The 25686-nt window shown below is 70.4% G+C and carries 25 protein-coding genes; 17 read left to right on the forward strand and 8 right to left on the reverse strand.

Annotated features, from left to right (window positions below; translation table 11 throughout):
• Positions 1 to 22: 22 nt before the first annotated feature.
• From DLJ53_RS07380 to DLJ53_RS07440, 13 genes are all read left to right on the forward strand, one after another.
• A complete protein-coding gene (locus DLJ53_RS07380; RefSeq protein ID WP_111343585.1) occupies positions 23 to 1015 on the forward strand; it encodes an AAA family ATPase in 993 nt (330 codons plus the stop codon).
• Positions 1016 to 1124: 109 nt separating this feature from the next.
• Positions 1125 to 2015, forward strand: a complete 891-nt coding sequence (locus DLJ53_RS07385) for a DUF58 domain-containing protein (protein WP_111343587.1) — start codon at positions 1125 to 1127, stop codon at positions 2013 to 2015.
• On the forward strand, positions 2015 to 2401 hold the full coding sequence (locus DLJ53_RS07390) for a hypothetical protein (protein WP_111343589.1): 387 nt from the start codon (positions 2015 to 2017) through the stop codon (positions 2399 to 2401). The genes DLJ53_RS07385 and DLJ53_RS07390 overlap by 1 nt, the downstream gene beginning before the upstream one ends.
• Positions 2398 to 3345 carry a VWA domain-containing protein gene (locus DLJ53_RS07395; protein ID WP_111343591.1) on the forward strand — a complete coding sequence of 316 codons (948 nt, stop codon included), beginning with the start codon at positions 2398 to 2400 and terminating at the stop codon, positions 3343 to 3345. Before DLJ53_RS07390 ends, DLJ53_RS07395 begins: the two co-directional genes overlap by 4 nt.
• A 10-nt stretch (positions 3346 to 3355) precedes the next feature.
• The gene (locus tag DLJ53_RS07400; RefSeq protein WP_111343593.1) at positions 3356 to 4276 is read left to right on the forward strand and encodes a vWA domain-containing protein; all 921 of its coding nucleotides are present in this window, start codon (positions 3356 to 3358) and stop codon (positions 4274 to 4276) included.
• Positions 4273 to 4923 (forward strand): hypothetical protein, encoded by a 651-nt coding sequence (locus DLJ53_RS07405; protein WP_111343595.1) that lies wholly within the window; start codon positions 4273 to 4275, stop codon positions 4921 to 4923. Before DLJ53_RS07400 ends, DLJ53_RS07405 begins: the two co-directional genes overlap by 4 nt.
• Entirely contained in the window at positions 4917 to 6110 is a 1194-nt protein-coding gene (locus DLJ53_RS07410; RefSeq protein ID WP_111343597.1) for a BatD family protein, read from the forward strand. The genes DLJ53_RS07405 and DLJ53_RS07410 overlap by 7 nt, the downstream gene beginning before the upstream one ends.
• Positions 6111 to 6270: 160 nt before the next feature.
• Complete coding sequence (locus DLJ53_RS07415; protein WP_111343599.1) at positions 6271 to 8319, forward strand: hydantoinase/oxoprolinase family protein; 2049 nt, start codon at positions 6271 to 6273, stop codon at positions 8317 to 8319.
• Between the two features lie 20 nt (positions 8320 to 8339).
• Positions 8340 to 10034 carry a hydantoinase B/oxoprolinase family protein gene (locus DLJ53_RS07420; RefSeq protein WP_162408980.1) on the forward strand — a complete coding sequence of 565 codons (1695 nt, stop codon included), beginning with the start codon at positions 8340 to 8342 and terminating at the stop codon, positions 10032 to 10034.
• A gap of 178 nt (positions 10035 to 10212) precedes the next feature.
• Entirely contained in the window at positions 10213 to 11403 is a 1191-nt protein-coding gene (locus tag DLJ53_RS07425) for an ABC transporter substrate-binding protein (RefSeq protein WP_111343603.1), read from the forward strand.
• 20 nt (positions 11404 to 11423) lie between these two features.
• Positions 11424 to 12362, forward strand: coding sequence for an ABC transporter permease (locus DLJ53_RS07430; RefSeq protein ID WP_202913020.1), 939 nt, complete (start codon positions 11424 to 11426; stop codon positions 12360 to 12362).
• Positions 12363 to 12366: 4 nt separating this feature from the next.
• Positions 12367 to 13254 (forward strand): ABC transporter permease, encoded by an 888-nt coding sequence (locus DLJ53_RS07435; RefSeq protein WP_202913021.1) that lies wholly within the window; start codon positions 12367 to 12369, stop codon positions 13252 to 13254.
• 29 nt (positions 13255 to 13283) lie between these two features.
• Positions 13284 to 14360 carry an ABC transporter ATP-binding protein gene (locus DLJ53_RS07440; protein ID WP_211100547.1) on the forward strand — a complete coding sequence of 359 codons (1077 nt, stop codon included), beginning with the start codon at positions 13284 to 13286 and terminating at the stop codon, positions 14358 to 14360.
• A 40-nt stretch (positions 14361 to 14400) separates the two neighbouring features.
• Here the strand turns inward: DLJ53_RS07440 and DLJ53_RS07445 are convergent, their stop codons facing one another.
• Positions 14401 to 15594: a CaiB/BaiF CoA transferase family protein gene (locus DLJ53_RS07445; RefSeq protein ID WP_111343609.1), complete on the reverse strand. Its 1194-nt coding sequence runs from the start codon at positions 15592 to 15594 to the stop codon at positions 14401 to 14403.
• A 124-nt stretch (positions 15595 to 15718) separates the two neighbouring features.
• On the opposite strand from DLJ53_RS07445, the gene DLJ53_RS07450 reads away from it, so the two are divergent.
• Positions 15719 to 16543, forward strand: coding sequence for an enoyl-CoA hydratase/isomerase family protein (locus DLJ53_RS07450; protein ID WP_111343611.1), 825 nt, complete (start codon positions 15719 to 15721; stop codon positions 16541 to 16543).
• An 87-nt stretch (positions 16544 to 16630) separates the two neighbouring features.
• On the opposite strand, the gene DLJ53_RS07455 is transcribed toward DLJ53_RS07450, so the two are convergent.
• The 6 genes from DLJ53_RS07455 to DLJ53_RS07480 form a co-directional block, all read right to left on the reverse strand.
• Positions 16631 to 17512, reverse strand: coding sequence for an alpha/beta fold hydrolase (locus DLJ53_RS07455; protein ID WP_111343613.1), 882 nt, complete (start codon positions 17510 to 17512; stop codon positions 16631 to 16633).
• A 92-nt stretch (positions 17513 to 17604) separates the two neighbouring features.
• Positions 17605 to 18381 (reverse strand): short-chain dehydrogenase/reductase, encoded by a 777-nt coding sequence (locus tag DLJ53_RS07460; protein ID WP_111343615.1) that lies wholly within the window; start codon positions 18379 to 18381, stop codon positions 17605 to 17607.
• Positions 18382 to 18513: 132 nt separating this feature from the next.
• On the reverse strand, positions 18514 to 19806 hold the full coding sequence (locus tag DLJ53_RS07465) for an NtaA/DmoA family FMN-dependent monooxygenase (protein WP_111343617.1): 1293 nt from the start codon (positions 19804 to 19806) through the stop codon (positions 18514 to 18516).
• 102 nt (positions 19807 to 19908) lie between these two features.
• A complete protein-coding gene (locus DLJ53_RS07470) occupies positions 19909 to 20109 on the reverse strand; it encodes a hypothetical protein (RefSeq protein WP_111343619.1) in 201 nt (66 codons plus the stop codon).
• Positions 20110 to 20128: 19 nt separating this feature from the next.
• Complete coding sequence (locus DLJ53_RS07475; RefSeq protein WP_111343621.1) at positions 20129 to 21259, reverse strand: WD40 repeat domain-containing protein; 1131 nt, start codon at positions 21257 to 21259, stop codon at positions 20129 to 20131.
• Entirely contained in the window at positions 21256 to 21519 is a 264-nt protein-coding gene (locus tag DLJ53_RS07480) for a hypothetical protein (protein WP_111343623.1), read from the reverse strand. Before DLJ53_RS07480 ends, DLJ53_RS07475 begins: the two co-directional genes overlap by 4 nt.
• Before the next feature lie 87 nt (positions 21520 to 21606).
• Between DLJ53_RS07480 and DLJ53_RS07485 the strand changes: the two genes are divergently transcribed.
• Positions 21607 to 21840, forward strand: coding sequence for a hypothetical protein (locus tag DLJ53_RS07485; RefSeq protein ID WP_111343625.1), 234 nt, complete (start codon positions 21607 to 21609; stop codon positions 21838 to 21840).
• Positions 21841 to 21889: 49 nt separating this feature from the next.
• Here DLJ53_RS07485 and DLJ53_RS07490 read toward each other — a convergent pair whose 3' ends face one another.
• Positions 21890 to 22345, reverse strand: a complete 456-nt coding sequence (locus tag DLJ53_RS07490) for a hypothetical protein (protein WP_111343627.1) — start codon at positions 22343 to 22345, stop codon at positions 21890 to 21892.
• A gap of 496 nt (positions 22346 to 22841) precedes the next feature.
• Here DLJ53_RS07490 and DLJ53_RS07495 point away from each other — a divergent pair, with 496 nt between their 5' ends.
• Both DLJ53_RS07495 and DLJ53_RS07500 read left to right on the forward strand, forming a co-directional pair.
• On the forward strand, positions 22842 to 24506 hold the full coding sequence (locus DLJ53_RS07495) for an aromatic/alkene/methane monooxygenase hydroxylase/oxygenase subunit alpha (protein ID WP_111343629.1): 1665 nt from the start codon (positions 22842 to 22844) through the stop codon (positions 24504 to 24506).
• A 95-nt stretch (positions 24507 to 24601) separates the two neighbouring features.
• Positions 24602 to 25672 (forward strand): NADH:ubiquinone reductase (Na(+)-transporting) subunit F, encoded by a 1071-nt coding sequence (locus DLJ53_RS07500; protein WP_111343631.1) that lies wholly within the window; start codon positions 24602 to 24604, stop codon positions 25670 to 25672.
• Positions 25673 to 25686 lie beyond the last annotated feature (14 nt).

The raw sequence follows: 25686 nt of genomic DNA on the forward strand, positions 1-25686 counted from the left end.
CTGCGCGATCCGAGAGCGAGCGATGACCGAGACATCCGTGCAAGATCCTCCGCCACCGCTCGCCACGGTGCGCGGACCCGCCGCCGCGCTCGTCGAGGCGCTGACGGCAGGGCTCGTCGGGCACGAGGCGCTGGTGGAGCGGCTGGTGATCGCGCTCCTCGTCGGCGGGCACGTCCTCATCGAGGGGCCGCCCGGCGTGGCCAAGACGCGCGCCGTGAAGCGCCTCGCCGACGGGGTGGAGGGCGAGTTCGCACGGATCCAGTGCACGCCGGACCTGATGCCGGGCGACGTCATCGGCATCCAGGTCTTCCGCCCGGAGCGCGGGGTGACGGAGTTCATGGCCGGCCCGGTCTTCCACCATCTCGTGCTGGTGGACGAGATCAACCGCGCGCCGCCCAAGGTGCAGTCCGCGCTGCTCGAGGCGATGGCCGAGCGGCAGGTCACCGTCGGCGGCGTCACACGGCGCCTGCCGGACCCGTTCATGGTGGTCGCGACGCAGAACTCCATCGAGCACGAGGGTACGTTTCCGCTTCCCGAGGCGCAGCTCGACCGGTTCCTGTGCCACGTGATGGTGGACCTGCCGGGCGCGGCGACGGAGCTCGCGATCCTCGACCTGGTGGAGAGCGAGGGCGGCGACCGGGCGGGCGAGGTGCGCGAGCACGTCTCGCACGAGGCGCTGACGCGGATGCGCGAGGCGGTGGCGGCGGTGCACCTCGCCCCGGCGGTGAAGGACTATATCGTGCGCCTGGTCGTGGCGACGCGGGAGGAGGGGACGGCGGGGATCGCGGGCCGGGTCGGGCATGCCGTATCGCCGCGCGGGACGCTGGCGCTGGCGGCATCCTCGCGTGCGCGGGCGTTCCTTGCGGGGCGGGACTACGTCATCCCGGAGGACGTCGCCGCGCTCGCGCCGGACGTTCTGGCCCACCGCCTCGTTCCGACCTGGCGGGCGACGGCGGACGGGGAAACCTCGCGCGGGCTCATCGCGGCCGTCCTCGGTGCGGTGAGGCCGCTGTGACGGCATCCCGCCAGCGCGGCCGCCCGCACGGTTCGGCGCGCCATTCCCTCGACGCGCGTCTGTCGAAGCGGAACGCGCTGCGGCGCCGCCGAACCCGGTCGGCACGGCGATGACGGCGGCGACGGAGGCGACGGAGGTGCGGTTCGAGGCGCTCGTGGCGCTGCGCCACCAGGGCGCGCACGGCCGGCGCCTCGCGGTGCCCAGCGTGCTGCGCCCCGGCGGCTTCGCCGGACGGCGGCGGGGGCACGGGCTCGACATCAACGACGTCCGCCCCTTCGCCGACGGCGACGACCTGCGCCACGCCGACGCGGCGGCGACGGCGCGGACCGGCCGCCTTCACGTGCGCACCTTCCACGAGGAGCGCGACCGGGCGGTCCTGCTTGTCGCCGACTTTCGTCGGCCGATGCTGTGGGCGACGCGCGGGCGCCTGCGCTCCGTCGCGGCGGCGGAGGCACTGGCGTCCGTCGGATGGCGCGTCATCGACGCGGGCGGGAAGGTGGGGCTTCTCGTGGTGCGGGAGGCGGGGCTCGACTACGTCGCCGTGCGGGCGCGCGAGCGGACCATGATGCAGATCGCCGGTCTCCTGGAGGAGAGCCACGCCCGTGCCCTCGACGAGGCCCGCGTCGCCGCTTCGGGCGGCGTTCCGGGCGCGACCGAGCCGCTGCATGTGGTGCTGGAGCGGGCCGGACGCCTTGTCCCGAGGGGCGGGGCGATCGTGTGCGCCACGGGGCTGGACGCACCGGGGGACGGGTTCGAGGCCGTCGTCGGCACCATCCTGCGGCGCCGGCGGCTCTTCGTCCTCATGGTCCGCGATCCGCTCGAGGCGGCGCCGCCGGCACGGCGGTTCGCCTACTTCGGGGATGACGGCGTCATCCTGGAAGGGCGCTTTCCGGGCGGTTCGGACGCGCGCGTCACGGCGCTGGGCGCGCTCGGCGTCACCGTGCGGACCGTCGACACGACCGCCGGCGCCGAGGTGCTCGACGATCTGGAGGTCGCCTGATGGACCCGGCACGACTGGCCGACGAGCTGCGGCCGATCCGCCTGCCGGTCGACTACGCGACACTGGGCGTCAGCGACGCGCTGGCCGCGTTCGCGCTCGGTGTCGTCCTGGCGCTTCTCGTCTTCGCGCTACTGCGGCCGTTCCTGTCGCGCCGGATCGACCCGGCGGCGGTGGCGGCACGCGAGGTCGCGGCACTGCGGGAGGCGCCGCCGGCGGCGCGGCTGCTCGGCCTCGCGAGGCTTCTGTCGCGGCTCGACCCCGAACGGCGCCAGCCGCGCCCGGCGGGGCTCGACGCGGCGCTCTACCGGCCGGACGCCGCGGCGGACTTCACGGCACTGGAGGCGGATATCCTGGGCATCGCCGGGCGGCGGAGGGAGGGGCGATGAGCTTCGCCGCGCCGGAGGCGTTCGCGCTCCTCATCCTGCCGGTGCTGGCGCTCCTGCTGCGTCCCCCGCGGGAGCGCACGGCGAGCGCCGCCTACCTCCCGCCCGCGCTCGCCGAGCGGATGCGGGGCGAGGCGCATGGCCCGCCGCGCGCGGGCCTCTGGGCCCCGGCGCTTGTCTGGCTGCTCCTCGTGGTCGCGCTGGCGGGGCCGCAGCGGACGGCGGAGCTCGATCTCATCACCGCCTCGGGCCGCGACATCGTCCTCGCGATCGACCTGTCCGGATCCATGGAGAAGGAAGACTTCCTGCTCGACGGCGCCGAGGTGTCGCGGCTCGACGCGGTCAAGTCGGTGGCGAGCCGCTTCGTCGAGGGGCGCGCGGGCGACCGTGTCGGTCTCGTCGTGTTCGGCGACCGGGCCTATGTGGCGGCGCCCCTCACGCACGATGTCGCCAGCGTCGCGCACGTCATCTCGACTCTGACGGTGGGCGTCTCCGGCCGATCGACCGCGATCAGCGACGGGCTCGGGCTCGCGATGAAGCGGCTGGAGGCGGACGGGGCTGGAAGCCGCGTCGTCATCCTCCTGTCGGATGGCGTCGACACGACCGGCAAGATCGATCCCGCCGAGGCGGCGGGGCTCGCGGCGCAGCTCGGCATTCGCGTCCACACCGTGGCGCTCGGGCCGGACAGCGCGGTGGAACTGGTCGGGCGCGCCGACGCGCTCGACGTGAAGACCCTCGGCGCGGTCGCGGCGGCGAGCGGCGGGCAGATGTTCCGGGTGCGCACCACCGACGAGCTGCAGGCGGTCGCCGACGCGGTCGACCGGCTGGAACCGTCGCAGAGCGACGTGCCGCCGATCCGCGCGGTGCGCGGCTACTGGATGTGGCCGGCGGGCGCGGCGGTCGTTCTCTCGCTCGCGGTGCTGGCCGCCGGGCGGCGGCTCCTGTGAGGCGCGGCCGGTGATCGAGGTGCTCGGCCTCACGCTGCTCCGCCCGCTGTGGCTCCTCGCGCTGCCGGCGACGCTGGCGCTCGCGCTCTTCGCCGCGCGGCGCGAGCGGCGATCTGAGTGGGCGAGCCTCATCGACCAGCAGCTGGCGCCGCATCTCCGGGCGCTCGGCTTCATGCGGGCGGCGGGGCGGGACCGGCGCATCCCCTGTCTCGCGGCGGCGGCGGGGATCGCGTCGGTGGCGCTCGCGGGACCGGCCACGACGAGTCCGACGGCGCCGGCGCTGCGCAGCCTCGACACTCTGGTGATCGCCGTCGACCTGTCGAAGTCGATGACCGAGGGCGGGGCGCTGGAGACGGTGCAGGCGGCGACCGTGCGCCTCCTCCAGACGGCGGGACGGCCGGTGGCGCTCGTGCTCTACGCCGGCGACGCCTATCTCGCCAGCGCGCCCTCGGACGACCCTCACCTTCTGGAGACGGTCGTCGCGGCGTTCGGCGCGGACACGATGCCCGACACCGGGAGCCGGCCCGACCGGGCGCTCACCCTCGCCGCGGACATCCTCGCGGGGGCGGCCGGCCGGCGGCGCGACGTGGTGCTCGTCTCGGACGGCGGCGGCGTGGGGCCGGAGGCGCTCCACGAGGCGGAGGCGCTGGCCCGGTCCGGCGCGGTCGTCTCGGTGATCTACGTGCCGCCGACGGAGCGTCCGTACGGGATGCCGGCGCCGGACCCCGATGCGCTGGCCGCGCTCGCCCGCGCCGGCGGCGGGACGATGGTCGCGGCGCCCTCGGCGCAGGGCCTCGCCGACCGTCTCGCCGCGTCGGCGACCGCGACGGTGCCGCACGAGATCGCGGCGCTGATGTTCGAGGACCACGGCCGGGCGATCCTGGTGCTGGCGCTGCTGCCGGCGCTCCTCCTCTTCAGGAGGGTGCGATGATCGTGGCTGCCCTGCGCCAGCGCCGCTTCGCGGGTATTCTTGCGCTGGCGCTCGTCGCGGCGCTGGTCGCCGGGCCGGCGGCGTTCGCGCGGCTCGCCTATCTTGCCGGCTACCCGGGGGTCGCGTTGCCGTTCCTGTCCGACCCTGCGGTGCGCGGCGCCGCCCTCTACGACCTCGGCCGCTACGCCGAGGCGGACGACACGTTCCGCGAGATCGGCCGCCGCGTGACCTACAATCGCGGCAACAGCCTCGCCGTGACGGGCGACTACGCCCTGTCGCGCGCGTATTTCGACGCCGTCCTCTTCGCGAACCGGTTCGATGCCGGCGCGCGCCACAATCGCGAGGTGGTCGCCGCGCTCGTCGTCCCGCACGAGGGCGAGGCGATGGGCCGGGGGCGGATCAGGGCGCATCTCGCCGAGGCGGGCGTAGAGGTCGCGGCGTTCGACCCGGACAATCCGCAGGTGCCGGTGGCGGCGGTCGACAACTTCCGCAAGGGGGTCGACGCGCGCACGGTCACCGCGAACGAGGACTGGCTCGAGACGCTGCAGGACGCGCCGGGCGAGTATCTGAAGAAGCGCCTCGTCGCCGAGTACGACCGGCGCCGCGCCGCGGGCCGTCCCGCCCCGGCGGAGGCCGCGCCATGGTGACGCTCCTGCGGCTCTGCGTGGCGCTCCTCGCCGTCTGGGCCTCGCCGGCGGGGGCGCGGACGCTCTCGCCGCTCGAGGCGAAGCTCGAGGTCGTGCTCGATCCGCAGGCGGCGGCGCCGCGGGAGCGGGAGATGATCCTCGCCACGCTGCGCGGCACCTTCGATATCGAGATCGCGCGCTACGAGATCGAGGTGCCGCGGATGCCCGGCTTCGACTGGGTGCAGCTGACGCGCGACGCATGGCGGGCTGAGCGGGTCGACGGGCGGCAGGTGCGCGTCATGGAGCGGCGCATCGCCTTCTTCCCGCGGCGGACGGGGAGCCTCACCATCCTGCCGGTGCGCGATCAGCTCACCATCGCCGAGGCGGACGGCGGGCGCAGCTTCACGATGATCCAGTCCGAGCCGGTGACGGTGGCGGTGGAGCCGGCGCTGGCCGGGCCGGGCGAGTGGTGGCTGCCGGCAAAGATGATCGAGCTGTCGGACCGGTGGGACAAGGGTCCGGGCGAGCTCGAGCCCGGTGCCACCGTGGTCCGCCGCGTCACGCTCTGGGTGCTCGGGGCGACGGCCGACATGCTGCCGCCGCAGCCGCCGATGCGCGAGCCGTGGCTGATCACCTTCGTCGGCTCGGAGCAGCGCACGACCGAACTCACCTGGGGCGGGCCGATCAGCACCGTCACATGGGAGTGGACGTTCCAGCCCAGGACCGGCGAGCCGGGGGTCCTGCCCAAGGTGGAGATCCCGTTCTTCGACACGCTCGACCGGCAGGCGCACGCGGTCACCTTGATGGCGATGCCGATCGCGGTGGCCGGCTTCGGCGAGAACCGCATCGAGGAGTGGCGCGAGGGGTTCGCGCGCGTATGGGTCGCGGTGCTGGCGGCGGCGCTCGGCGCCGGTCTGGTGCTGGCGGTCGCGCTCCCCGGAGTGCGGGTCTCGACCGTCGACGAACTGAGGCGGCGGACCTCGCGATTGCTTCCCTCGCGCGCCGAGCGGGCGTTGATGCGGGCGGCGCGTGCCGGCGACCTCGCCGCGTTCCGGGTGGCGGCGGCGGAGGTGCTGTGCCGCGCGGGGCGGGGCGGCGGCTCGCCGCTCGAACCGGTCGACCGCGCGCTCTTCGGGCCGGGCTCACACCGAGCCGTACCGCGCGCCGACCTGCTCGCCATCGCGCGCGACATCCGCCGCCACGCGTGAGCAGGTGCGGGCCGGCGGTCGGTCCGTATGCGTATTCAGGTGTTCCGTTGGGCGGAATTTCGTTCGAAAAGTCTGATGCTTAGCGTCTCTCGAATGGCACGATTCATGCCTGATTGAAGGCGTATGAGGCGCGGAGCGCTCGACAGCGAGCACGGGGCGAATGGGCTATAGAATTGGAATCGACGTCGGCGGCACGTTCACCGACGTCGTCCTCGTCGACGAGACGACGGGCGCCGCGACCATCGGCAAGGCGCTCAACCGGCACGCCGATCGCGCCGAGACGCTGACCGGGGCGCTGATCGACCTCCTCGCCAACGCCGGTGTCGCCGCCGACGATGTCGTGCGCATCAGCCACGGCACCACGATCACCACCAACGCGGTGATCGAGCGGCGCGGGGCCAGGACGGCGCTGATCACCAACGCGGGCTTCCGCGACATCCTCGAGATCGGCCGGTTCGCGCGGCCGGAGCCGTTCATCTACCGCCTCGACGCGGAGCGGCCGGAGGCGATCGTTCCCCGGCGGCTGCGCTTCGGTGTGCCGGGCCGGATCGACAGGACCGGCGCCGAGCGCGTCCCGCTCGACATGGCAGCGCTGGAGCGGGTCATCGACGACATCGAGGCGGCGGGGGTGGAGGCGGTCGCGGTGGCGCTCCTCTTCTCGTTCCTCAACCCGGCGCACGAGCGGGCGGTCGGCGCGCGTCTGAAGGCGCGGCTCCCGGAGGCGGACATTCTCCTCTCGAGCGACGTGATGCCGGAGTTTCGGGAGTTCCCGCGTACCAGCACCACCGTCTTCGCCGCCTACGTCGCGCCGGTGCTGCGGCGCTACCTGACGCGGCTGACGGAGCGGCTGGCGGCGGCTGAGATCACCGCGCCGCTCTACATGTTCCAGTCGAACGGCGGTGCCGCTACGCCCGAGGTGGTCCTTCGCAATCCGGCCTACACGCTCCTCTCCGGTCCGGCCGGCGCGGTGGCGGGCGCGGCGAAGATCTGCGGCGAGGCGGGCTACCGCGACCTCATCACCATGGACATCGGCGGCACGTCGCTCGACGTGTGCGTGGTGCGCGACGGGACCGCCGAGACGACGACGCAGCGTGGGATCGACTTCTTCCCGGTGGGTCTCTCAGTGATCGACATCCACACCGTGGGGGCCGGGGGCGGCTCCATCGTCAAGGTGGACGAGGTGGGGCGGGTGAAGGTCGGGCCGCATTCGATGGGCGCCGATCCCGGTCCGGCCGCCTACGGGCGCGGGGGCACCGAGGCGACGATCACCGACGTGAACCTCGTCCTCGGGCTCGTCGACCCGGCGGACTTCGCGGGCGGGACGGTGCCGCTGGACGTCGCGAAGGCGGAGGAGGCGATCCGCCGCAACGTTGCCGAACCGCTCGGTATTTCGGTCGAGGCGGCGGCGGTGGGCGTCTTCCGCGTGGCGACCAACCAGATGGCCGAGGCGCTGCGGACCGTGACGGTCGAGCGCGGGTTCGATCCGCGCGACTTCGCGCTGGTGGCCTTCGGCGGCGGCGGGCCGATCCACGCCGCGTCGGTGGCGCGGGAGCTCGGCATCGCGCGGGTGCTCGTTCCGGTGAACCCCGGCGTCTTTTCCGCCCACGGCATCGCCCGGTCGGACATCCGCCACGCCTATACGCGCTCGCTGATGACGTTGCTGGGCGAGATGGACGCCGCCGCGATCGCCGCCGTGCGCGACGCGCTGGAGGGCGATGCCGCGGCCGACTTCGCCGTCGAGGAGGTCGCGGAGGCCGACCGCGTCCTGACGTTCGCGCTCGACATGCGCTACCGCGGCCAGAGCACGGAGATCACCGTCCCGGCGCCCGCCGAGGTGGTGGCGGCCGGCGCCGGGCGCATCGCCGGCCTCTTCCATGCCGCGCACGAGCGGCTGTTCGGGTATCATGTGCCGGGCGAACCCATCGAGGTCGCGGCCGCGCGCCTCGACGCCGTCGGCCGCATCGCGAGTCCTCCGGTCCGCGCGGACGCGCCCGAGCCGGGCGGCGGGCCTGTCGTGCGCCGTGTGGTCGACACGGAGACCGGGACCGCGGGGGAGGTGCCGGTCTACCGGCGCGCCGCGTTCGCCCCGGGCGATGCCTTCGACGGACCGGCCATCGTGACCGAGGCCTCCTCCACGACCGTGGTCCCGGCGGGGGCGCGGGCGGAGATCGACCATGCCGGCAACCTCGTCCTGACGGTCACGCCATGAGCACAGCCACGAGCACAGCCATGAACGACACAGCGCCTGGCGCGATCGACCCGTTCACCTTCGCGGTGATCCATCGCTCCCTCATCGGCATCGCGCGCGACATGAAGCTGATGACGATGCGCACGGCCTACACCCAGCTCTGGAAGGAGCAGGGGGACCTCTCCTGCTGCCTGATGGACGGGGCGGGGGACATCGTCGCGCAGGACCCGAACGGCTTTCCGATCCACGTCACGACGATGCCGATGCAGCTGAAGGGCGCGGTGGCGGCCATCGGGCGCGACACGCTGGAGCCCGGCGACATCATCGCCACCAACGACCCCTATATCGGCGGCACGCACCTTCCGGACGTCCTGATCGCCCGGCCGCTGTTCCACGAAGGCGAACTGTTCGCCTTCGCCTGCAACCGCGGCCACTGGGCCGACATCGGCGGCATGGGGCCGGGGAGCTATTCCCCCTCCGCGTCCGACATCCACCAGGAGGGGCTGTTCATACCGCCGGTGAAGCTGGTCGCACGCGGCGTCGTCCAGCAGGGCGTGATCGACATGATCATCGGCAACATCCGCAACAAGCGGGTGGGGCACGGCGACCTTCGCGCGCAGTATGCCTCCACCGAGACGGCGGCGACCCGCTTCGCCGCGCTGGTCGCGCGCTACGGCTTCGCCACCGTGCGCCGCGCGATGGGGGAGATCGTCGACCGCGCCGAGGCTATGACCCGGGCGAAGATCGCGGCCTTCAAGGACGGCGTCTACCACGTGCGGGACTGCCTCGACGGGGACGGCATCAACCGCGGCAAGCGCTGGGTGGACGTGAAGGTGACCGTGTCGGGCAGCGACATCGAGGTCGACCTGACCGGAAGCGATCCGACGTCGGCGGGCGGCATGAACTGTTCCCACTCCGCCGCGGCGTCCGCGGTCCAGTACGCGATCAAGGCGATCACCGATCCGGAGAACCCGCCCAACGCGGGGAGCTACCGCCCGGTCAAGGTGCTGACGAAGCCGGGGACGCTGGTGGACGCGCAGCCGCCCGCCTCGATGATCGGCTTCGGCGACGTCACCTACCGCGTGATGGACGCGACGCTCGCCGCTCTTGCCCCCGCGGTGGGCGAGCGTGCGGTGGCGGCGGGGTCGGGCTCCACCGGGACCGTCGTGATCACCGGGCCCGGCGCGGAGGGAGGCTCGTTCATCTCCATCGAGCTCGCCTCCGGCGCGTGGGGGGCGCGGTACGGATCGGACGGGATCAGCGGGATGCGCTACGGCCCGGGCAACGCCGGCCACATCCCGATCGAGGCGGACGAGATGGAAAACCCGCTGCTGTTCGAGCGCTACGAGATCGTGCCCGACACCGGCGGGGCCGGGCGGACGCGGGGCGGCAACGGCTTCGTGCGCGCCTTCCGGGTGGAGTGCGACGGGGCGCGGATCTGCCTGTGCTCGGACCGGGACGAGACGCCGCCGCCGGGGCTGGACGGCGGCGCGCCGGGCACGACGGCACGCTTCGTCATCGATCCGGACGGACCGAACCCGACGGTCCTGCCCAGCAAGACCGCCTACATCCCTGTTCCGCGCGGCAGTCTGGTGCACCTCCAGTCCGCCGGTGGCGCGGGGATGGGCTCTCCGGGCGAGCGTGACGGCGCGGCGATCGCCGACGACGTCGCCGACGGCTACGTGACGCCCGAACACGCCGCGAAAGTCTACGGCTGGTTGCCAACCCGGGCGTGAGGGGCGACCATCCGTTGCATACGAATGCGACATGGCGCGCGCCGCGCCGGCATTCGCTGTTCCGCGGGCGGTGCTACGGCACGGTTTGGCATGCCAGTTGCACTTGTCCGGACGAATCCAGGGTGTGGAGCGAGCCTTCGGCGGCCGACCGCCCGAACCCCGAGCGAGAGGGACGACCATGAACCAGATGGAATTCACCCGCAGGTTTCTGATGAAATCTGTCGGCGCCGCAGGCCTCGTGGGCGCAACGAGCTCGCTCGGCCTGTCCCGCGCGTTCGCGGCCGATCCCCTGAAGATCTGGACCATCGGTGTCGCCAAGGTCGGCGAGGAGCCGGGGACCGGGGGCAAGGACTGGGGTGACATGGGTGCCCAGGCCGGCATCGACATCGTCTACAACGCCAAGTCCGGCAGCGCCGACCAGGCGATCCAGAAGTTCGTGCTGGGCGACGGCAACGACCTCTACGACGCGATCACCGATAACGGCGGCGGCATGGAAGACGCGCTCGCCTCTCAGGGCGCCATCGCCGAGATCGACACCGCGATGATCCCGAACTGGGAAAACATCATCGACGTCTACAAGGCCGGCGGCGATGCGGCCGACACGATCCGCTACGAGGACGTCGTCTACGCCATCCCCTACATCTCGAACGCCGACTCCATCGCCTTCGACTTCGACGAGATCGGCGAGGAGGTGACGACCTGGGAGGCGATCTTCTCGCCCGAGTTCAAGGGCCGTGTGTCGTTGCAGAACGACTTCGGTCCGACCTTCACCAACACCGCCATCTACCTGAAGCAGTCCGGCAAGCTCGACATCACCAACCCGTCCGACATGACCGCGGACGAGGTCGCGGGCGTCGCCGAGTTTCTCATCACCAAGAAGCAGGAGGGGCAGTTCCGCACCTTCTGGGACGGCTTCCAGAACGGCGTCGACCTGCTCGCCTCGGGCGAGGTGCTGATGCAGTCTTGCTGGGAGCCGGTGCAGATCTTCGCCAAGTCGAAGTCCGGCAAGGACATCCGCTACGGCACGATGAAGGAGGGGCACCAGACCTTCAACAACGTCTGGATGCTCACCCAGGGCGGCGTCGACCGGGGCATGCAGGAGCAGTTCTACAAGCTGATGAACCTCTACCTGTCGCCCTGGTTCGGCGCCCGGACCCTCGCGACCTTCGGCTATGCGCCGTCGATGAAGGGCGTCCTCGAGTATATCGACAGCGCGCCGGAGTTCTCGCCGGAGCTGCGCGAGACCATCGCCAACCGCATGGCGCGCAAGACCGAACGCTACGCGGTCGCCGGCAACTCCTGGCAGAACGTGTTCCCGACCGAGATCCGCGCCTATCAGGACTGGTGGTCCAAGGTGCAGTCCGCGTAGGCGGGGCGGGTGCGTTGAGCATGACCCCATCCGCGCCGGCGAGTCCCGCCGGCGCCGCTCCCGCGGCGCGCCGCCGGCAGTCCTCCGCCGCCGACGCGGGGATGGCGGGGGAGAGCGGCCTCGGCAAGCTGATCTACTACGTCCCGGCGGCGTTCATGGTCCTGTTCTTCCTGATCCCGTCGCTGATGACGGTGATCTGGAGCTTCTATGAGCGGACGATGTTCTGGATGAAGCCGGGCTTCACCCTCTTCTCCTACGTCAACTTCTTCACCTCGGCCCGGTTCGAGAACTTCCTGATGTCGATGGTGCACTCGTCGATCTCGGTGGTGATCTGTTTCGTGATCGGGTTCCCCATCGCGGTCTTCGTGCGCAAGCGCGTGCCGCCGTCGGCGGGGCACCGGGTGCTCCTCCTCTTCATCCTCCCGTTCATGATCTCCGAGGTGATCCGCATCTTCATGCTGCGCCCGGTGCTCGGCCGGAACGGACTGGTGAACTCCATCCTCCTCGACACGGGGATCGTCGGCGAGCCGGTCACCTGGTTCCTGTTCACGCCGGTCGGCGTCATTATCGGCGACGTGCTCTCGTTCCTGCCGTTCATCATCTTCGCCGGGTTCCTGGCGATGGAGGCCGTACCGAAGTACGTCTTCGAGGTGTGCCAGGACCTTGGCGCCGGCCGCTGGCGGCAGTTCCGCGACGTGATCGTGCCGCTGGCCGCGCCGGGCATCTTCGCGGGCGGCGTGTTCATCTTCATCAACGGGATCGGCAATGCCTTCGTGCCCAACATCCTCGGCGGACCGGGGGCGGTGAACGCGGGGCTGATCGCAACGCAGGCGATCATCGCGCTCGACTTCCCGCTCGCCATGGCGATCAGCGCCATCATGGTCTTCACCCTGATGGGGCTCCTCTACCTGGGCCACCGGCTGTTCAATCTCAGCCGACTCCTCGCACCGCTGAGCTGAATCCGTGCGCGACGACTACGCCAATCCCTGGACCTACCGCCTGATGTGGGCGTACCTCTTCGGTGTCGTCCTCGTCCTGATGACGCCGACGTTCTACAACTACTACATCTCGCTCAACGAATACGGCTTCGGCGCCGCGCAGTACGAGCTCACGTTCGGCTGGTACGGCGCCGTGTTCTCCGACTCGCTGCTGACGACGGCGTTCGCGTGGACGTTCATGCTGGCCGTCATCAACCTCGTCATCACCGTGCCGATGGGGCTGATCGCGGCCAAGCAGTTCAAGCGGCGGCCGCAACAGGCGTGGCTGGTGGCGCTGATGCTGCTGCCGCTGTTCGTGCCGGGCGACATCTTCGCCTCGGCGCTCCTCGTCTTCTTCAAGACGCTGAACGGGGGCTTTGCCGAGCTCGCCAAGCTGACGGGCTTCACCTTCATGAAGGGGTGGTTCAAGCTCGGCGTGACGACGGCGGTGATCGGCCTCGTGGTGTACACGCTGCCCTACATCTTCATCGTCATCCTGATCACCCTCGGCCGCTACCATTCGGAGCAGACGGAGGCGGCGCGGGCATGCGGCGCGTCGGCCTGGCGCGCGTTCTGGGACGTCGAGTTCCCGCAGGTGAAGGCGGGCGTCTTCGCGTCCTGCGCCTTCGTGATGATCCTCACGTTCAACGAATACACCCGCACGGCCATCCTGAAGGGCGGCTTCGACACGTTCACCACGGTGCTCGTGTCGCAGATGCTGAACACCGGCATGTCGGAGCAGTCGTACGCGATGGGGGGCATCGTCTCGTCCATCGCGATCGCGGTGATCGGCGCGGTGCTGATCGTGACGATGCTGCGATCCGGGCAGATGGAGCGGCGGCGTCGGGGTGAAGAGGCGCTCGCCCCGGCCTGACCGGCGGCCCCCTCATGAGAAGGACGACCATGGAAGAGTATGCGGTCGAGGCCGTCGGCCTGTCCAAGAGCTACGGCAGCGTGCGGGCGCTGAAGTCCGTCGACGTGCAAATCGCGAAGGGCGAGTACTTCGTCCTGCTCGGCCCGTCGGGCGGGGGCAAGACGACGCTGCTGCGCCTCATCGGCGGCTTCCTCAAGCCGACGTCGGGCGACATCCGGATCAACGGCAAGTCCGTCGCCAGGTTGCCGCCGAACAAGCGGCCGACGTCTATGGTGTTCCAGTCGTACGCACTGTTTCCGCACATGACGGTGGCGGAGAACATCGGCTACGGGCTGAAGATCAAGCGGATCGCGAAGCACGAGATCGACCGGCGGGTCGACGAGATGCTGGGCGTCGTGGGGCTTTCCGGCTTCGGCGGGCGGCGGACGTTCGAGCTGTCGGGCGGGCAGCAGCAGCGCGTGCAGCTCGCCCGGGCGCTGGTGCTGGAGAGCGACATCATCCTCCTCGACGAGCCGCTGGCGGCGCTGGACGCGAAGCTGCGCAAGGACATGTGCTTCTGGCTGAAGCAGCTTCAGGAGCGGCTGGGGATCACATTCATCCACGTCACGCACAACCAGGAGGAGGCGATGAGCGTGGGGGATCGCCTCGCCATCGTCTCCGGCGGCGAGCTGGTCGAGGCCGGGACCGTGCGTGAGCTCTACGAGACGCCGCGCAAGCGCTTCACCGCCGATTTCATCGGCGAGAACAACATCCTCGACGGCACGGTCGCCGGCGTGGCGGACGGCGTGGCGCGCCTCGACCTCGGTGTAGCAACTGTGCCGGTCCCGGCGACGGAGCCGGTGGTGCCGGGGACGGACGCCGCGCTCTCGGTGCGCTCCGAGCTGATGCGGGTGAGCGACGCGGCGGGGAGCGGCCCGAGCCTTCCGGTGACGTACGTCGAGCGCTTCTACCTGGGCCTCGTGACGCGCCACCAGGTGCGGCTCGCGGACGGACGGGAGATCAACGTGCGCAGCGTCTCCGACCGTGACACGACGCCCGAGATCGCCCCCGGCGCGCCGGCGTTCGTGACCTGGGACGTCGACGCCGGCCGCCTCCACACGAGCTGACCGCAGGACGCGGGCCGGGCCCCTTCGCCGGCGGCGGCGTTCAGACCGCCTTTGCGGCGCGCAGCGTGGCGATGTCGTCCGCGGAGAAGCCGAGCTCGCCGAGGATGGTGTCCGTCTGCTCGCCGGCGTCGGGGGCGGCGTGGGAGATGCCGCCGGGCGTGCGGGTGAGGTGGACGGGCGTGGCGACGAGGCGGATGTCGCCGCGGGTCGGGTGGTGGACCGGCTCGGCCATCCCGAGGTGCTGGACCTGCGGGTCGGCGAACACCTTGTCCATCTCGTAGATCGGTCCGGCCGGAACGCTGCACGCCTCGAGGCGATCGAGCCAGGACTCGGTGGTGTCCTCCATGAAGAGGGGCTCCAGGATCTCGCGGACCTGGGGCCGGTTGGCGGTGCGGGCGGCGACGGTGGCGAAGCGCTCGTCGGTGCCGAGCTCGGGCCGGCCGAGCTCCTGACAGAGGGAGCGCCACTGCCCGTCGCCGGCGACGCCGAGATTGAGGTAGCCGTTCCTGGTCGGCATGACGCCGGTCGGCGTGGTCACGGGGTGGTCGTTGCCGGCCTGGGGCGGCACGACGCCCTCCACGAGATAGCGCGCGGCCTGGAAGTCCATCATCGCGATCTGCGCCTCGAGGAGCGAGGTGTGGACCCACTGGCCCTTGCCGGACTGCTCCCGCTCCAGCAGGGCCATCAGGATGCCCGTCGCGGCGAAGACCCCGGCGGAGAGGTCCGCGACGGCGGTTCCGGCGCGCACCGGACCCTGGCCGGGCAGTCCGGTGACGGCCATCAGCCCACCGAGGCCCTGGGCGATCTGGTCGAAGCCGGGGCGCTTCGCGTAGGGCCCGTCCTGGCCGAAGCCGGAGATCGAGGCGAGGATGATCCGCGGGTTGATGGCGCAGAGGGAATCGTAGTCGACGCCGAGGCGGTACTTCACGTCGGGGCGGAAGTTCTCGACCACCACGTCGGCGCTCTCGATGAGCTTGGTCAGGACCGCCTTGCCCTCCGGTGATTTGAGATTGAGCGTCAGGGACCGCTTGGAGCGGTGGAGGTTCTGCATGTCGTGCCCGTCGCGGGGGCCGTTGATGCCCTCGTTCGGGTCGACGCCCGCCGGTGCTTCCACCTTGATGACGTCGGCGCCGTTGTCGGCGAGGATCCGGCAGCAGGCGGGTCCCGCGCGCACGCGCGTCAGGTCGATGACGCGGATGTGGGAGAGGGCGCGTTTGGTGGGTTGGTCGCTCATTCTGGCCTGCTCTTCTGGGTCGGGTCCACGGTGCGGTGCGTCGCTCGCACCCTATTTCTAGACATGATCAAACGCCTTCGATGGTCTAGGGTCCGCCGCGTTTGGTGCGGAATGGAGAGAGACGATGGCGTCTACCGGTGAGGAGATTTCGGACATCCTGGACGACCAGGACGCGCCGATCCTGGTGGGCCGGCCCAGCGTGGGATGCGCCGTGGTGACCCTCAACCGCCCGGGCCAGCGCAACGCGATGACCTTCGACATGTGGCACGAGCTGGCCGACATCTACGACCAGTTCAGCGAGGACGACCAGTTGCGCAGCATCGTCCTCACCGGCGCGGGCGGCTATTTCTGCGCCGGCGCCGACATCAAGGAGTTCGGCACCGTGCGCGCGACGGCCGAGGGGGCGAAGGAATATGCCCGCCGGGTCGACCGCTGCACCGAAGCCATCGCCGAATGCCCGAAGGCGACGTTCGCGGCCGTCTCCGGCCCGGCCTACGGCGGCGGGTGCGGCCTCGCGGTGGCCTGCGACTTCCGGATCGCCGACGCGACCGCGGTGTTCGCGATCCCGGCGGCGCGGCTCTCCATCGTCTACGGCATCGAGGAGACGCGCGCGCTCTACGAGGCCGTCGGGCTGACGGCGGCGAAGGACATGCTGTTCTCCGGCCGGCCGCGCGACGCGCAGGCCGCGCTCGCGATGGGGCTCGTCAGCGAGGTGAGCGAGGACGACGCGCTGACGGCCGCTCTGCGGCGGGCCGAGGCGCTGGAGGCGTCGGCGCCGCTCTCGATCGCGGGGACGAAGCTCGTGCTGGAGGCCCTCACCAAGGGGGAGACGGCGGAGCGGGCCGAGCGGATCGCCGAGGCGACGCTGAGGGCCGTCAACAGCGAGGACTACATCGAGGGACGTAGCGCGTTCATCGAAAAGCGGGCGCCGCGGTTCAGGGGCCACTGAGCCGCGCAGCGCGGGGGCGCCGCACGGCCCGGAAGCGCGCGCCCGCCGCGCGCATCCGCCGAAGGGGCCGGCCGCGCGCCTCACCCTCTACTTCGTGCCGAGGATGCCGCTGGCCATCGCGCGCGGATCGCGCGGCTTCCACGCCCCGACGTCCACCTTGTGCAGGAACTCCTGCAGCAGACGGTTGAACTCGTGCGGGGTCTCGATGTTGATCGTGTGGCCCGCGTTCGGGATCACCGCCAGCGCCGAGGTGGGGATGACCTTCTTCATGAGGATGGACGGCTCGAGGCACGGCCAGTCCTCGTCGCCGGTGATGATGAGGGTCGGTGCTGAGATCGTCGCCATCTCGTCCACCAGGTCGTAGAGCGAGGGGCGGCGCTTCTGGACGCCACGCATGGTGTTGGCCGAGCCGAGCGCGGAATGCTCGACGAGCTGGTCGCGGAACTCGGCCCAGCCGCGCGGGTCGTTGTTGAGGAACTGCACGCGGGTCGGGCCGAGGGCGTAGGAGCCGCCGGACTCCTCCATCGGCAGGTCGTCGAAGCGCTTGGCGGCGATCTCCACCTCTTCGGCGAACTGGTCGCGCTTGTCGGGCTCCGCGCCGTAGCCGCAGCCGCCGACGGTCAGCGACAGGACCCGCTCGGGGTAGGTGAAGCCGAAGTGGACCGTGGCGAAGCCGCCCATGGAGAGGCCGACGATGTGTGCCTTCTCGATGCCGAGGCCGTCGAGGATCGAGCGGATGTCGTCGCGCGCGCGGTTCTGGGAGTACTGCTCGGGATTCTCGGGAACGTCCGAGGGCAGGAAGCCGCGCGCGGAGTAGGTGATGCAGCGGTAGAGCCGGGCGAAGTGGCGCAACTGGGGCTCCCAGGAGCGCCAGTCGCCCGCGAACTCGTGCACGAACACCACGGGGACGCCGCTGCCGGCCTCTTCGTAGTAGAGCTTCACGCCGTCGTCGGTCGTCACATAGGCCATGGGGGTCGGGGTCTCCGTTGTGGGCCGCGGGGGCGGAGGGCAATTCCGCCTGGCGCGGTCCGGTGCTGTGGTGCCGTCATCGCCGGACGGCGCTAGAAGGTGCGGCTCTGGCTGGCGATGCCGCCGTCGATGGTGACGACGGTGCCGCTGGTGTAGGCGGAGCGGTCGGAGGCGAGCATCGCGACCATCGACGCGATCTCCTCGGGGCTGGCCGCGCGGCTGAAGGGAAGGGGCTCCTTCAGGCTCTCCCAGTTGTCGGCCGAGCCGGTGCGGTCGGCGGCCTTCTTCTGCATCAGCGTCTTCAGCCGGTCCGTCTCGACGGGGCCGGGGTTGATCGCGACCGCGCGGATGCCATCGCGCGAGGACACGCTGCCGAGGGTGCGCGTGAAGGCGCAGAGGCCGGCGTTGGCCGTGGAGCCGCAGATGTAGTCGAAGTCGAGCGCCTCGGCGGCGTTGCCGATGATGTTGATGATGACCCCGCCGCCCTGCGCCTTCATGCGCGCATAATATTGCCGGCACATCGAGACGTAGCCGAACACCTTGAGCTCCCAGACCGCCTTCCAGCGCGCGTCGTCGAATTCGAGGAGGTTGCCGCCGGGAATGCCGCCGGCGTTGTTCACGAGGATGTCGACGTCGCCGACGGTCTCGACCACCCGCTGCCGCTCGGCCTCGTCGGCGAGGTCGGCGGCGACGGTGGTCACCTTGCCGGGGCCGGCGATGGAGGCGGCCGCCGCGGCGAGCACGTCGGCGCTGCGGGCGACGAGCGTGACGTCGACGCCTTCGGCGGCGAGGCAGCGCCCGGTGGCGAGGCCGATGCCCTTTGAGCCGCCGGTGACGAGTGCCGTACGGCCGTTCAGCCCGAGATCCATGGTGTCCGTCCCTTCTGCTGTGGCGGTTGCGCGGCAGCCTCCGTCATCGACAAATGGCATGCAAGTGGGACGCCAGTTATTTGCCGTCGCACCCATCTCGCGAGGCTATGGCCGAGAACGGCGCTGGCGCCGTCAGAACGCGCGCAGCCGCTGGCGCAGGGTCCTGGCAGGCATGGCGGCGGGGAGGAGGCCGCGCCGGGCGAGCGCCGGGGCGAGGCCGTCGGCGACCTCCGCCACGGCATGGCGGGTGAGCGGGTTGCTGATGAGGAAGCCGTCGCCGCCGATCGCGCGCGCCGTTTCCTCCATCTGCGCCGCAACGGTATCGGGGCTGCCGACGAAATCGAAGCCGCCGGAAGCGTTTTCGCTGGCGATCTCGCGCAGCGTCTTGCCGCTGCCGGCGGTCAGAGCTTTGGTGGACGCCTGTGCGGCGTTCGTCCTGATCTCGGGCAGCGGCGCGTCGAGGTCGAGCTTCGAGAAGTCCTTGCCGCTGGCGTAGGACATGAAGGCGAGCTTGTGCTCGAAGTTGGCGGCGACCTCTTCGCCCTGGTGCGCGAAGCGGGCCCTGGCGAGATCGTCCGTCTCGGCGAGCGTCGCGGTCATCAGGTAGAGGATCTTGCAGTCGTCGGGGTCGCGGCCGTGGGCGGCCATCCGCGCGCGGATGTCGTCGCGGAAGGCTTTCGCGGCGTCGGCGTCACGGTAGCGGGCGAGGATGGTGTCGGCGTGGCGGGAGGCGAAGCCGCGGCCGGCGGGGGAGCCGCCGGCCTGGCAGATCACCGGGCGCCGCTGCGGTCCCGGCGCGACGTTGAGCGGGCCGCGGCATTTGTAGAAGCGGCCGGCATGATCGATCGGGTGGACCTTGGTGACGTCCGCGAAGGTGCCGCCGTCCGCATCGGCGACGATCGCGCCGTCCTCCCAGGAGGACCAGAGCGCGTCGACGACGTCCATCCACTCGTCGGCCATCTCGTAGCGCAGGTCGTGCTCGTAGTGCTCGTCGAGGCCGAAGTTCTGCGCCGAGCGCTCGTTGTGGGCGGTGACGATGTTGAAACCGAAGCGCCCGTCGGTCAGGTGGTCGAGCGTGGCGCCGAGGCGGGCGGCGGTAAACGGCGGGGTGAAGCTCGTCGTCATCGTCGCGACGATGCCGATGCGGGTGGTCGCCTGTCCGATCAGCGGGACGAGGGCCATCGGGTCGGCCTTGGGGACCATCCACGCGTTCTTCAGGAACCACTCGGGCGTGCCGCCGTAGGAATCCGGCATCAGGAGGCCGTCTTCCAGCATGATGTAGTCGAACCCGGCGCGGTCCAGCGCGCGGGCGAGGTCGAGGTAGATGTCGGGGCGCATCCACTCGAGGTCGATGCGCCCGCTCCAGGGCGCCTGCCAGCCATGGACGGAGTAACCTTGACCGACGAACCAGGCCATGTGGAGCATGGGGCGCACCTCGAGCGGGGACAGTCCGTTCAGGGTGGCGCGGATCGCCCGCCGGCGCCAGAGCGAATTCCGGTTCTCCGCCCGATGCTTAGATATTGTCCATCAGGACGGGCGGGACCCCGGTCGAACGCCGCCGGCCTTCTCCTGGCCGAGCTTGCCCTCGGCGATCCAGCGGGCGGCGAGGACGAGCACGCCCATCGCGAAGTCCTTGCCGTGCGCCGCGATCATCTCCTCGGCGATGGTGCCGACCTTCTCGAAGTAGAGGTCCTTGCTTTCGTCTTCGGCGGTGAGGGTCTGGTCCATGGGGCTTCTCCCTTGATTGTTATTTGAAGAGGGCGGGGGGGAGGTTCGCGATGGCGGCCATGCCGTCGGCGCGACCGATGGCAAGGTCGTCGCCGGCCCCCGCCCAGCCGAGCGCCGTCACCGCGCCGCCCGGTGTGGGGCAGAGGACCATCTCCTCGCGGCTGCCGATGGGGGCGAGGGTGACGATGCCGTCGGCGTAGCCGATCGCGAGGAGGGGCCGGCGCGGATGGGCGGCCACCGTCTCGACGAGGACGAGACCGGGGCGGCCGGTGACGAGGGCGCCGTCCGCGGCCCCGTCGAACGGCGGGGTGGCGAGCGACCACGCCGCGGCGCGGTAGGCGCCCGAGGTCGCGAACGCGCTGGCGGGTCGGCTGAAGGCGAGCGAGCGCACGGGCGCGGGGTAGTTGGCGAGCGTCGCGACGCGGCCGTCGGCGATCCGGACGAGCGCGACGCCGCCGTCGAAGAGGGCGGCGGCGAGGTAGGTCCCATCCGGACTGAAGACGAGGCGCTCGGCGCGCGTGGCCGCGAAAGACGCCATCGTGCGGCCGGCATCGAGGAGGTGGATCGCCTCCCGGGTCGCGGCGGCGACGCGCCCGTCCGGCGAGACGGCGAGCGCTGCGACGTCGCCGGGGAGGGGCGAGACGGTGCCCCGGGCGGGCTCGTCCTCCGGGCCGACGACGACGTTGCCGCCCGCCGCGACCGCGATCTGCGGTCCGGCCGGGTGGGAGGCGATGGCGCCGACGCGGCCGAGATCGCCGGTCGGGATCGTCACCACCTGGCCGCGGGGCGTGATGCGCACGAGACGGCCGTCCGAGCGGATCGCGACAACGCCGCGGCCGCTGGCGGAGGGGCAGACGGCGATGGTGCCGTGGGTGCCGAGCTCGGCCCGCTCAAGCGGCGCGTAGCGTCCGGCGCGCGGGGTGATCGACATCTGCCCGCTGTCGCCGGCGATGCGGATGCGCGTCGCGGCCGGCTCCGGATCGCGGGCGGGTGCCAGCGCGACGTTGCCGTCGGCGAGTTCGAAGGCCACCGCCGCGCCGTCGCGGTCGGCGGTGAGGGCCTCGACCGGCGCGCCGGCGTCCCAGATCCGCGAGGCGATCGCGAAGAGGGACGGCGCGGCGGCGGGGGCGTCCTGGACGGCGGTGCTCATTGTCCGGCGATCTCCCGATCGATTGCGGCGATATCGTTTTCCAGCGCCTCGAGGCGGGTGCTGACTGCCTCGAGCGCACGGTGGCTTGCCTCGGTCGAGACCGAGGCGTCGCCGCTGGTCCGGGCGATTTCCTCGCCGGCGGCCTTCTGGATGAGGCGGAGCCGCTCGGCCTCCAGCGCGCCGGCCTCGCCGACGAGTTTCAGGCGCTCCTGCAGCGCCTCGTTCTTCGATCGCTTGCTAGGTCTCGGGGGCGATGTCATGAAACATACCTCTCGTGACGCCGGGTAACCGTGGGGGACACGCGGATGATGGATCGTTTCGACCGCCGCTTATTCGAAGCTCTGGGGGTGGCTGCCGCCGACCTCCGGGAGCCGTCCGACCCCCTCGTGGCGCTGCTGCACGCGGCTGCGGCAGGCGGGCCGCTCGAGGCGGACGCGGCGATCGCCGCGCTGCACGAGCTCGAGTGGAACGAGCGGGAGGAGTTGCTGGCCGTCGCGCACGCGGCGATGCGGGCGGACCTCTCGCCCTCCGGCATCGCGCCGCGCCAGGACCCGCCTCCGAAGGGCAAGCGGACGCACTGAGCCCGGACGGCCGCTCGCCGGCGGCCGGCGGGGGGCTGACCGCGACCGGTCATCGGGTGCCGAGGCCGTCGCGCGTCCGGCGCAACGCGGCGAGCAGCGCCGGGATCTCGTCTGCCTGCGCCTGGAACTGGTGGCAGGCGGCGAGGATGTGGTCGGTCAGCGTGTCCCAAAGGTCGACGCGGGTGATCATCGTCCTGTCGCCGAGCAGGCGCTCGATCTCGTCGAGCCGGTACTGGCGGGTGAGTGCGGTGCCGGTCATCACGAAGTCGCGCAGGCGGGCCGCGTGCTCGTCGATGAAGGGTCGCACCAGGTCGTCCGACAGGCTGGCGCCGCGCGCCTCGATCTCGCGGGCGATGAGCGCCTCGAAGAAGGCGAGGAGCCGCTGGCGGCTCTCGCCCATGAAGGTCATCGTGAAGACGATGTCCTGCGGCGCGCGGCGCACGATCTCCTCGGCCAGCGCGGCGGCGGCGAGCTGTTCTGCCGTTGGCTCTCTCGGGACAGCCATTCCGATCCTGCCTTTGACACGGGTCTCCGACCGGGGGCCGCCAATATCGCGTGGCCGGACGCCCGTCTTGCGTGTAGAGTGGCGTCCGAGACTTCGCGAAGTCAACTGTTCGACTTTATAAATCTTGAGTATCACTGGAGATACACATGCGATAATACAGTTGTCTCAAGAATGAGACACTGAATTCGGCGGCCGATCCGAAAAAATAACTTGACCTTATCCTGACGGGCCGCCTAGAATTATCGCAAGAATAAGAACGCCGCGCCTCGAGCCGGCGTCGCAAGAACGAAGGGAGGTTGCTCAGGCCCGGTCGGGCGGCACGGTGCCTTATGGCGCCCGCGCTCCATCGTCCTGAGCCACTCGCAACCTTTGCCTCAGCCGATCCGTCCGCAGGGCACCGCCGTGTCCTCGCGGGCCGCCGATGGCGCGCGCCGCGCGTTCGGTGCGTCCCGGCGGATCATCCTCGTTGTGACAACAGTGGAGGCAAAGAGATCGTATGACGTTGACACTCAACAAGATTACGGCGCAGCGCGGCATCTCCGTCGGCGAAGCGGCCAAGAAGATCGCCGATCTGGGCTGGAACCCCTCCTACGTTCAGGAGGCGATGACCTACCCGACCGACTACAAGATCGCCAAGACGCCGCGCGATCCTATGAAGCAAGTGCTTCGTTCCTACTTCCCGATGCAGGAAGAGAAGGACAACCGCGTCTACGGCGCCCTGGACGCGGCGCTGCGCGGCGACATGTTCCGCAATGTGGAGCCCCGCTGGGTCGAGTGGATGAAGCTCTTCCTGGCGATCATCCCGTTCCCGGAGATCTCCGCCGCGCGCTCCATGGCGATGGTGGCCCGTCTCGCCCCCGGCGAGGAGCTGCGCACCGGCTTCACCATGCAGATGGTCGACGAGTTCCGCCACTCCACGATTCAGATGAACCTGAAGAAGTGGTACATGGAGAACTATATCGACCCCGCCGGCTTTGACATCACCGAGGAAGCGTTCGGCAAATGCTACGCGACGACCATCGGCCGCCAGTTCGGTGAGGGGTTCATCACCGGAGACGCCATCACCTCGGCCAACATCTACCTGACCGTCGTGGCCGAGACCGCGTTCACCAACACGCTCTTCGTGGCGATGCCGTCCGAGGCCGCGCGCAATGGCGACTATGCGCTGCCCACGGTGTTCCTGTCGGTCCAGTCGGACGAGAGCCGGCACATCGGCAACGGCCACTCGCTGCTGATGGCGACGCTGAAGGACCCGGACAACCATCTCCTCATCGAGCGCGACCTGCGGTACGCCTTCTGGCAGAACCACGCGATCGTCGACGCGGCCATCGGCACCTTCATCGAGTACGGCACCACCAACCGCGACAAGGACAAGGAGTCCTACGCGGAGATGTGGCACCGCTGGATCTTCGAGGACTACTACCGCACGTACATGCTCCCGCTGGAGAAGTACGGCATCAAGATCCACCACGACGATGTGCAGGAGGCCTGGAAGCGGCTGACCGAGAAATTCTACGTCCACAAGGTGGCGCAGTTCTTCGCCGTCGGCTGGCCCGTGAACTTCTGGCGCATCGAAGCCCAGACCGAGAAGGACTTCGACTGGTTCGAATACAAGTATCCGGGCTGGTACGCCGAGTTCGGCGACTTCTGGAAGTGGTACGCGAAGCTGTCGAAGCCGGGCGAGAAGGTCGTGACCTTCAACGAAGAGGTCGGATACGTCTATCCGCACCGCTGCTGGAGCTGTCTGGTGCCGTGCCTCATCCGCGAGGACATGGTCGTCGACGAGATCGACGGCAAGCTCCACACCTTCGCCCACGAGCTCGACCGCTGGACCGCCGTGGAGGCGTTCTCGGACGAGTACGAGGGCCGGCCGACCCCGGCGATGGGCCGCTTCTCCGGCAAGCGCGAGTGGGAGACGCTGTACCACGGCTGGGACCTCGCCGACGCGATCAAGGACCTCAACTTCGTCCGCTCCGACGGCAAGACGCTGGTGCCGCAGCCGCACCTCAGGTTCGACGACAAGGACATGTGGACCCTCGACGACGTGAAGGGCCACACGCTCCTGTCGCCGCTCACCCTGCTGCGCGAGATGAGCCCGGCCGACCGCGAGGCGCACATCGCCGAGTACCGCAAGGGCTTCACCATCAACCCCTGCCACTGACCGGAGGGGCCGGCTGAGGCCGGCCCCCACCTCACGCTACCGCCATTGACGACGTGCCGCAGCCGCGACGGCTGCGAACGGGAGGGTCGTGTCCGATGCCAGAGACGTACACCGTGCGCCTATCGCCGGTCGACGTGGAATTCGAGGTCGAGGAGGGGGAGACGATCCTCAACGCCGCCTTCCGGCAGGGGATCGCGCTGCCGCACGGGTGCAAGGAGGGCCAGTGCTCGGCCTGCAAGTGCTCGCTGGTGGACGGTGAGGTCGACCTGATGCGCTACTCGACCTTCGCGCTCAACGACATGGAGCGCGAGCAGGGCGGCATTCTGCTGTGCCGTTCCCTGGCGCTGACGGACGTCGAGGTCGAGCTGCAGAACTTCGACGAGGAGCTTCTGGCGAAGGCCATCGCCGTGAAGACCTTCGACGCCACGATCACCAGGATCGACCGTCTCACCCATGACATTCGGCGAGTCGAACTGACGCTCTCGCAGCCGATCAAGTTTTGGGCCGGCCAATATGTCGACATCACCGTCACGACCGCCAACGCAAAGACGATTACGCGTTCGTTTTCCATGGCAAATCCGCCGAGCGAAACGCAAAGGCTCGAATTCATCATCAAGCGATACGACGGAGGGCAGTTCTCCGGCGAGCTCGACGGGGGCGCCATCGCCGTCGGCGCCGCCTGCACCGTCACCGGACCCTACGGCGCCTGCTTCCGACGCGACGGACGGGACGGACACCTGATCCTCGTCGCGGCGGGCTCGGGAATGAGCCCGATCTGGTCGATCCTCAACGACCACATCGCGAGCGGTGAGGACCGGCCGGTGCTCTTCTTCTACGGCGCCCGCACCCAGCGCGACCTCTTCTATCTCGACGAGATCGCCGAGCTGGCCGAGGGCTCGCCCGCCATCGAGTTCGTCCCCGTCCTCTCCCACGAGGCGGACGGGAGCGACTGGACCGGCGCGCGGGGCTTCGTCCACGAGGAGGTCGACCGCCGGCTCAAGGCGCTCGCCCTCGACGGGGCGGGCGATGTGTATGCGTGCGGTCCGCCGCCGATGATCGAAGCCCTGACGCCCGTTCTCTTCATGAACGACTTCGAATTCGAGCGGATCTTCTTCGACAAGTTCACGCCATCCACAGCGTCGACGACGCTGGCGACCGCCGACTGACCAGCGCGGCCGCG

Source organism: Acuticoccus sediminis, from assembly GCF_003258595.1.
GTDB classification, from domain to species: domain Bacteria; phylum Pseudomonadota; class Alphaproteobacteria; order Rhizobiales; family Amorphaceae; genus Acuticoccus; species Acuticoccus sediminis.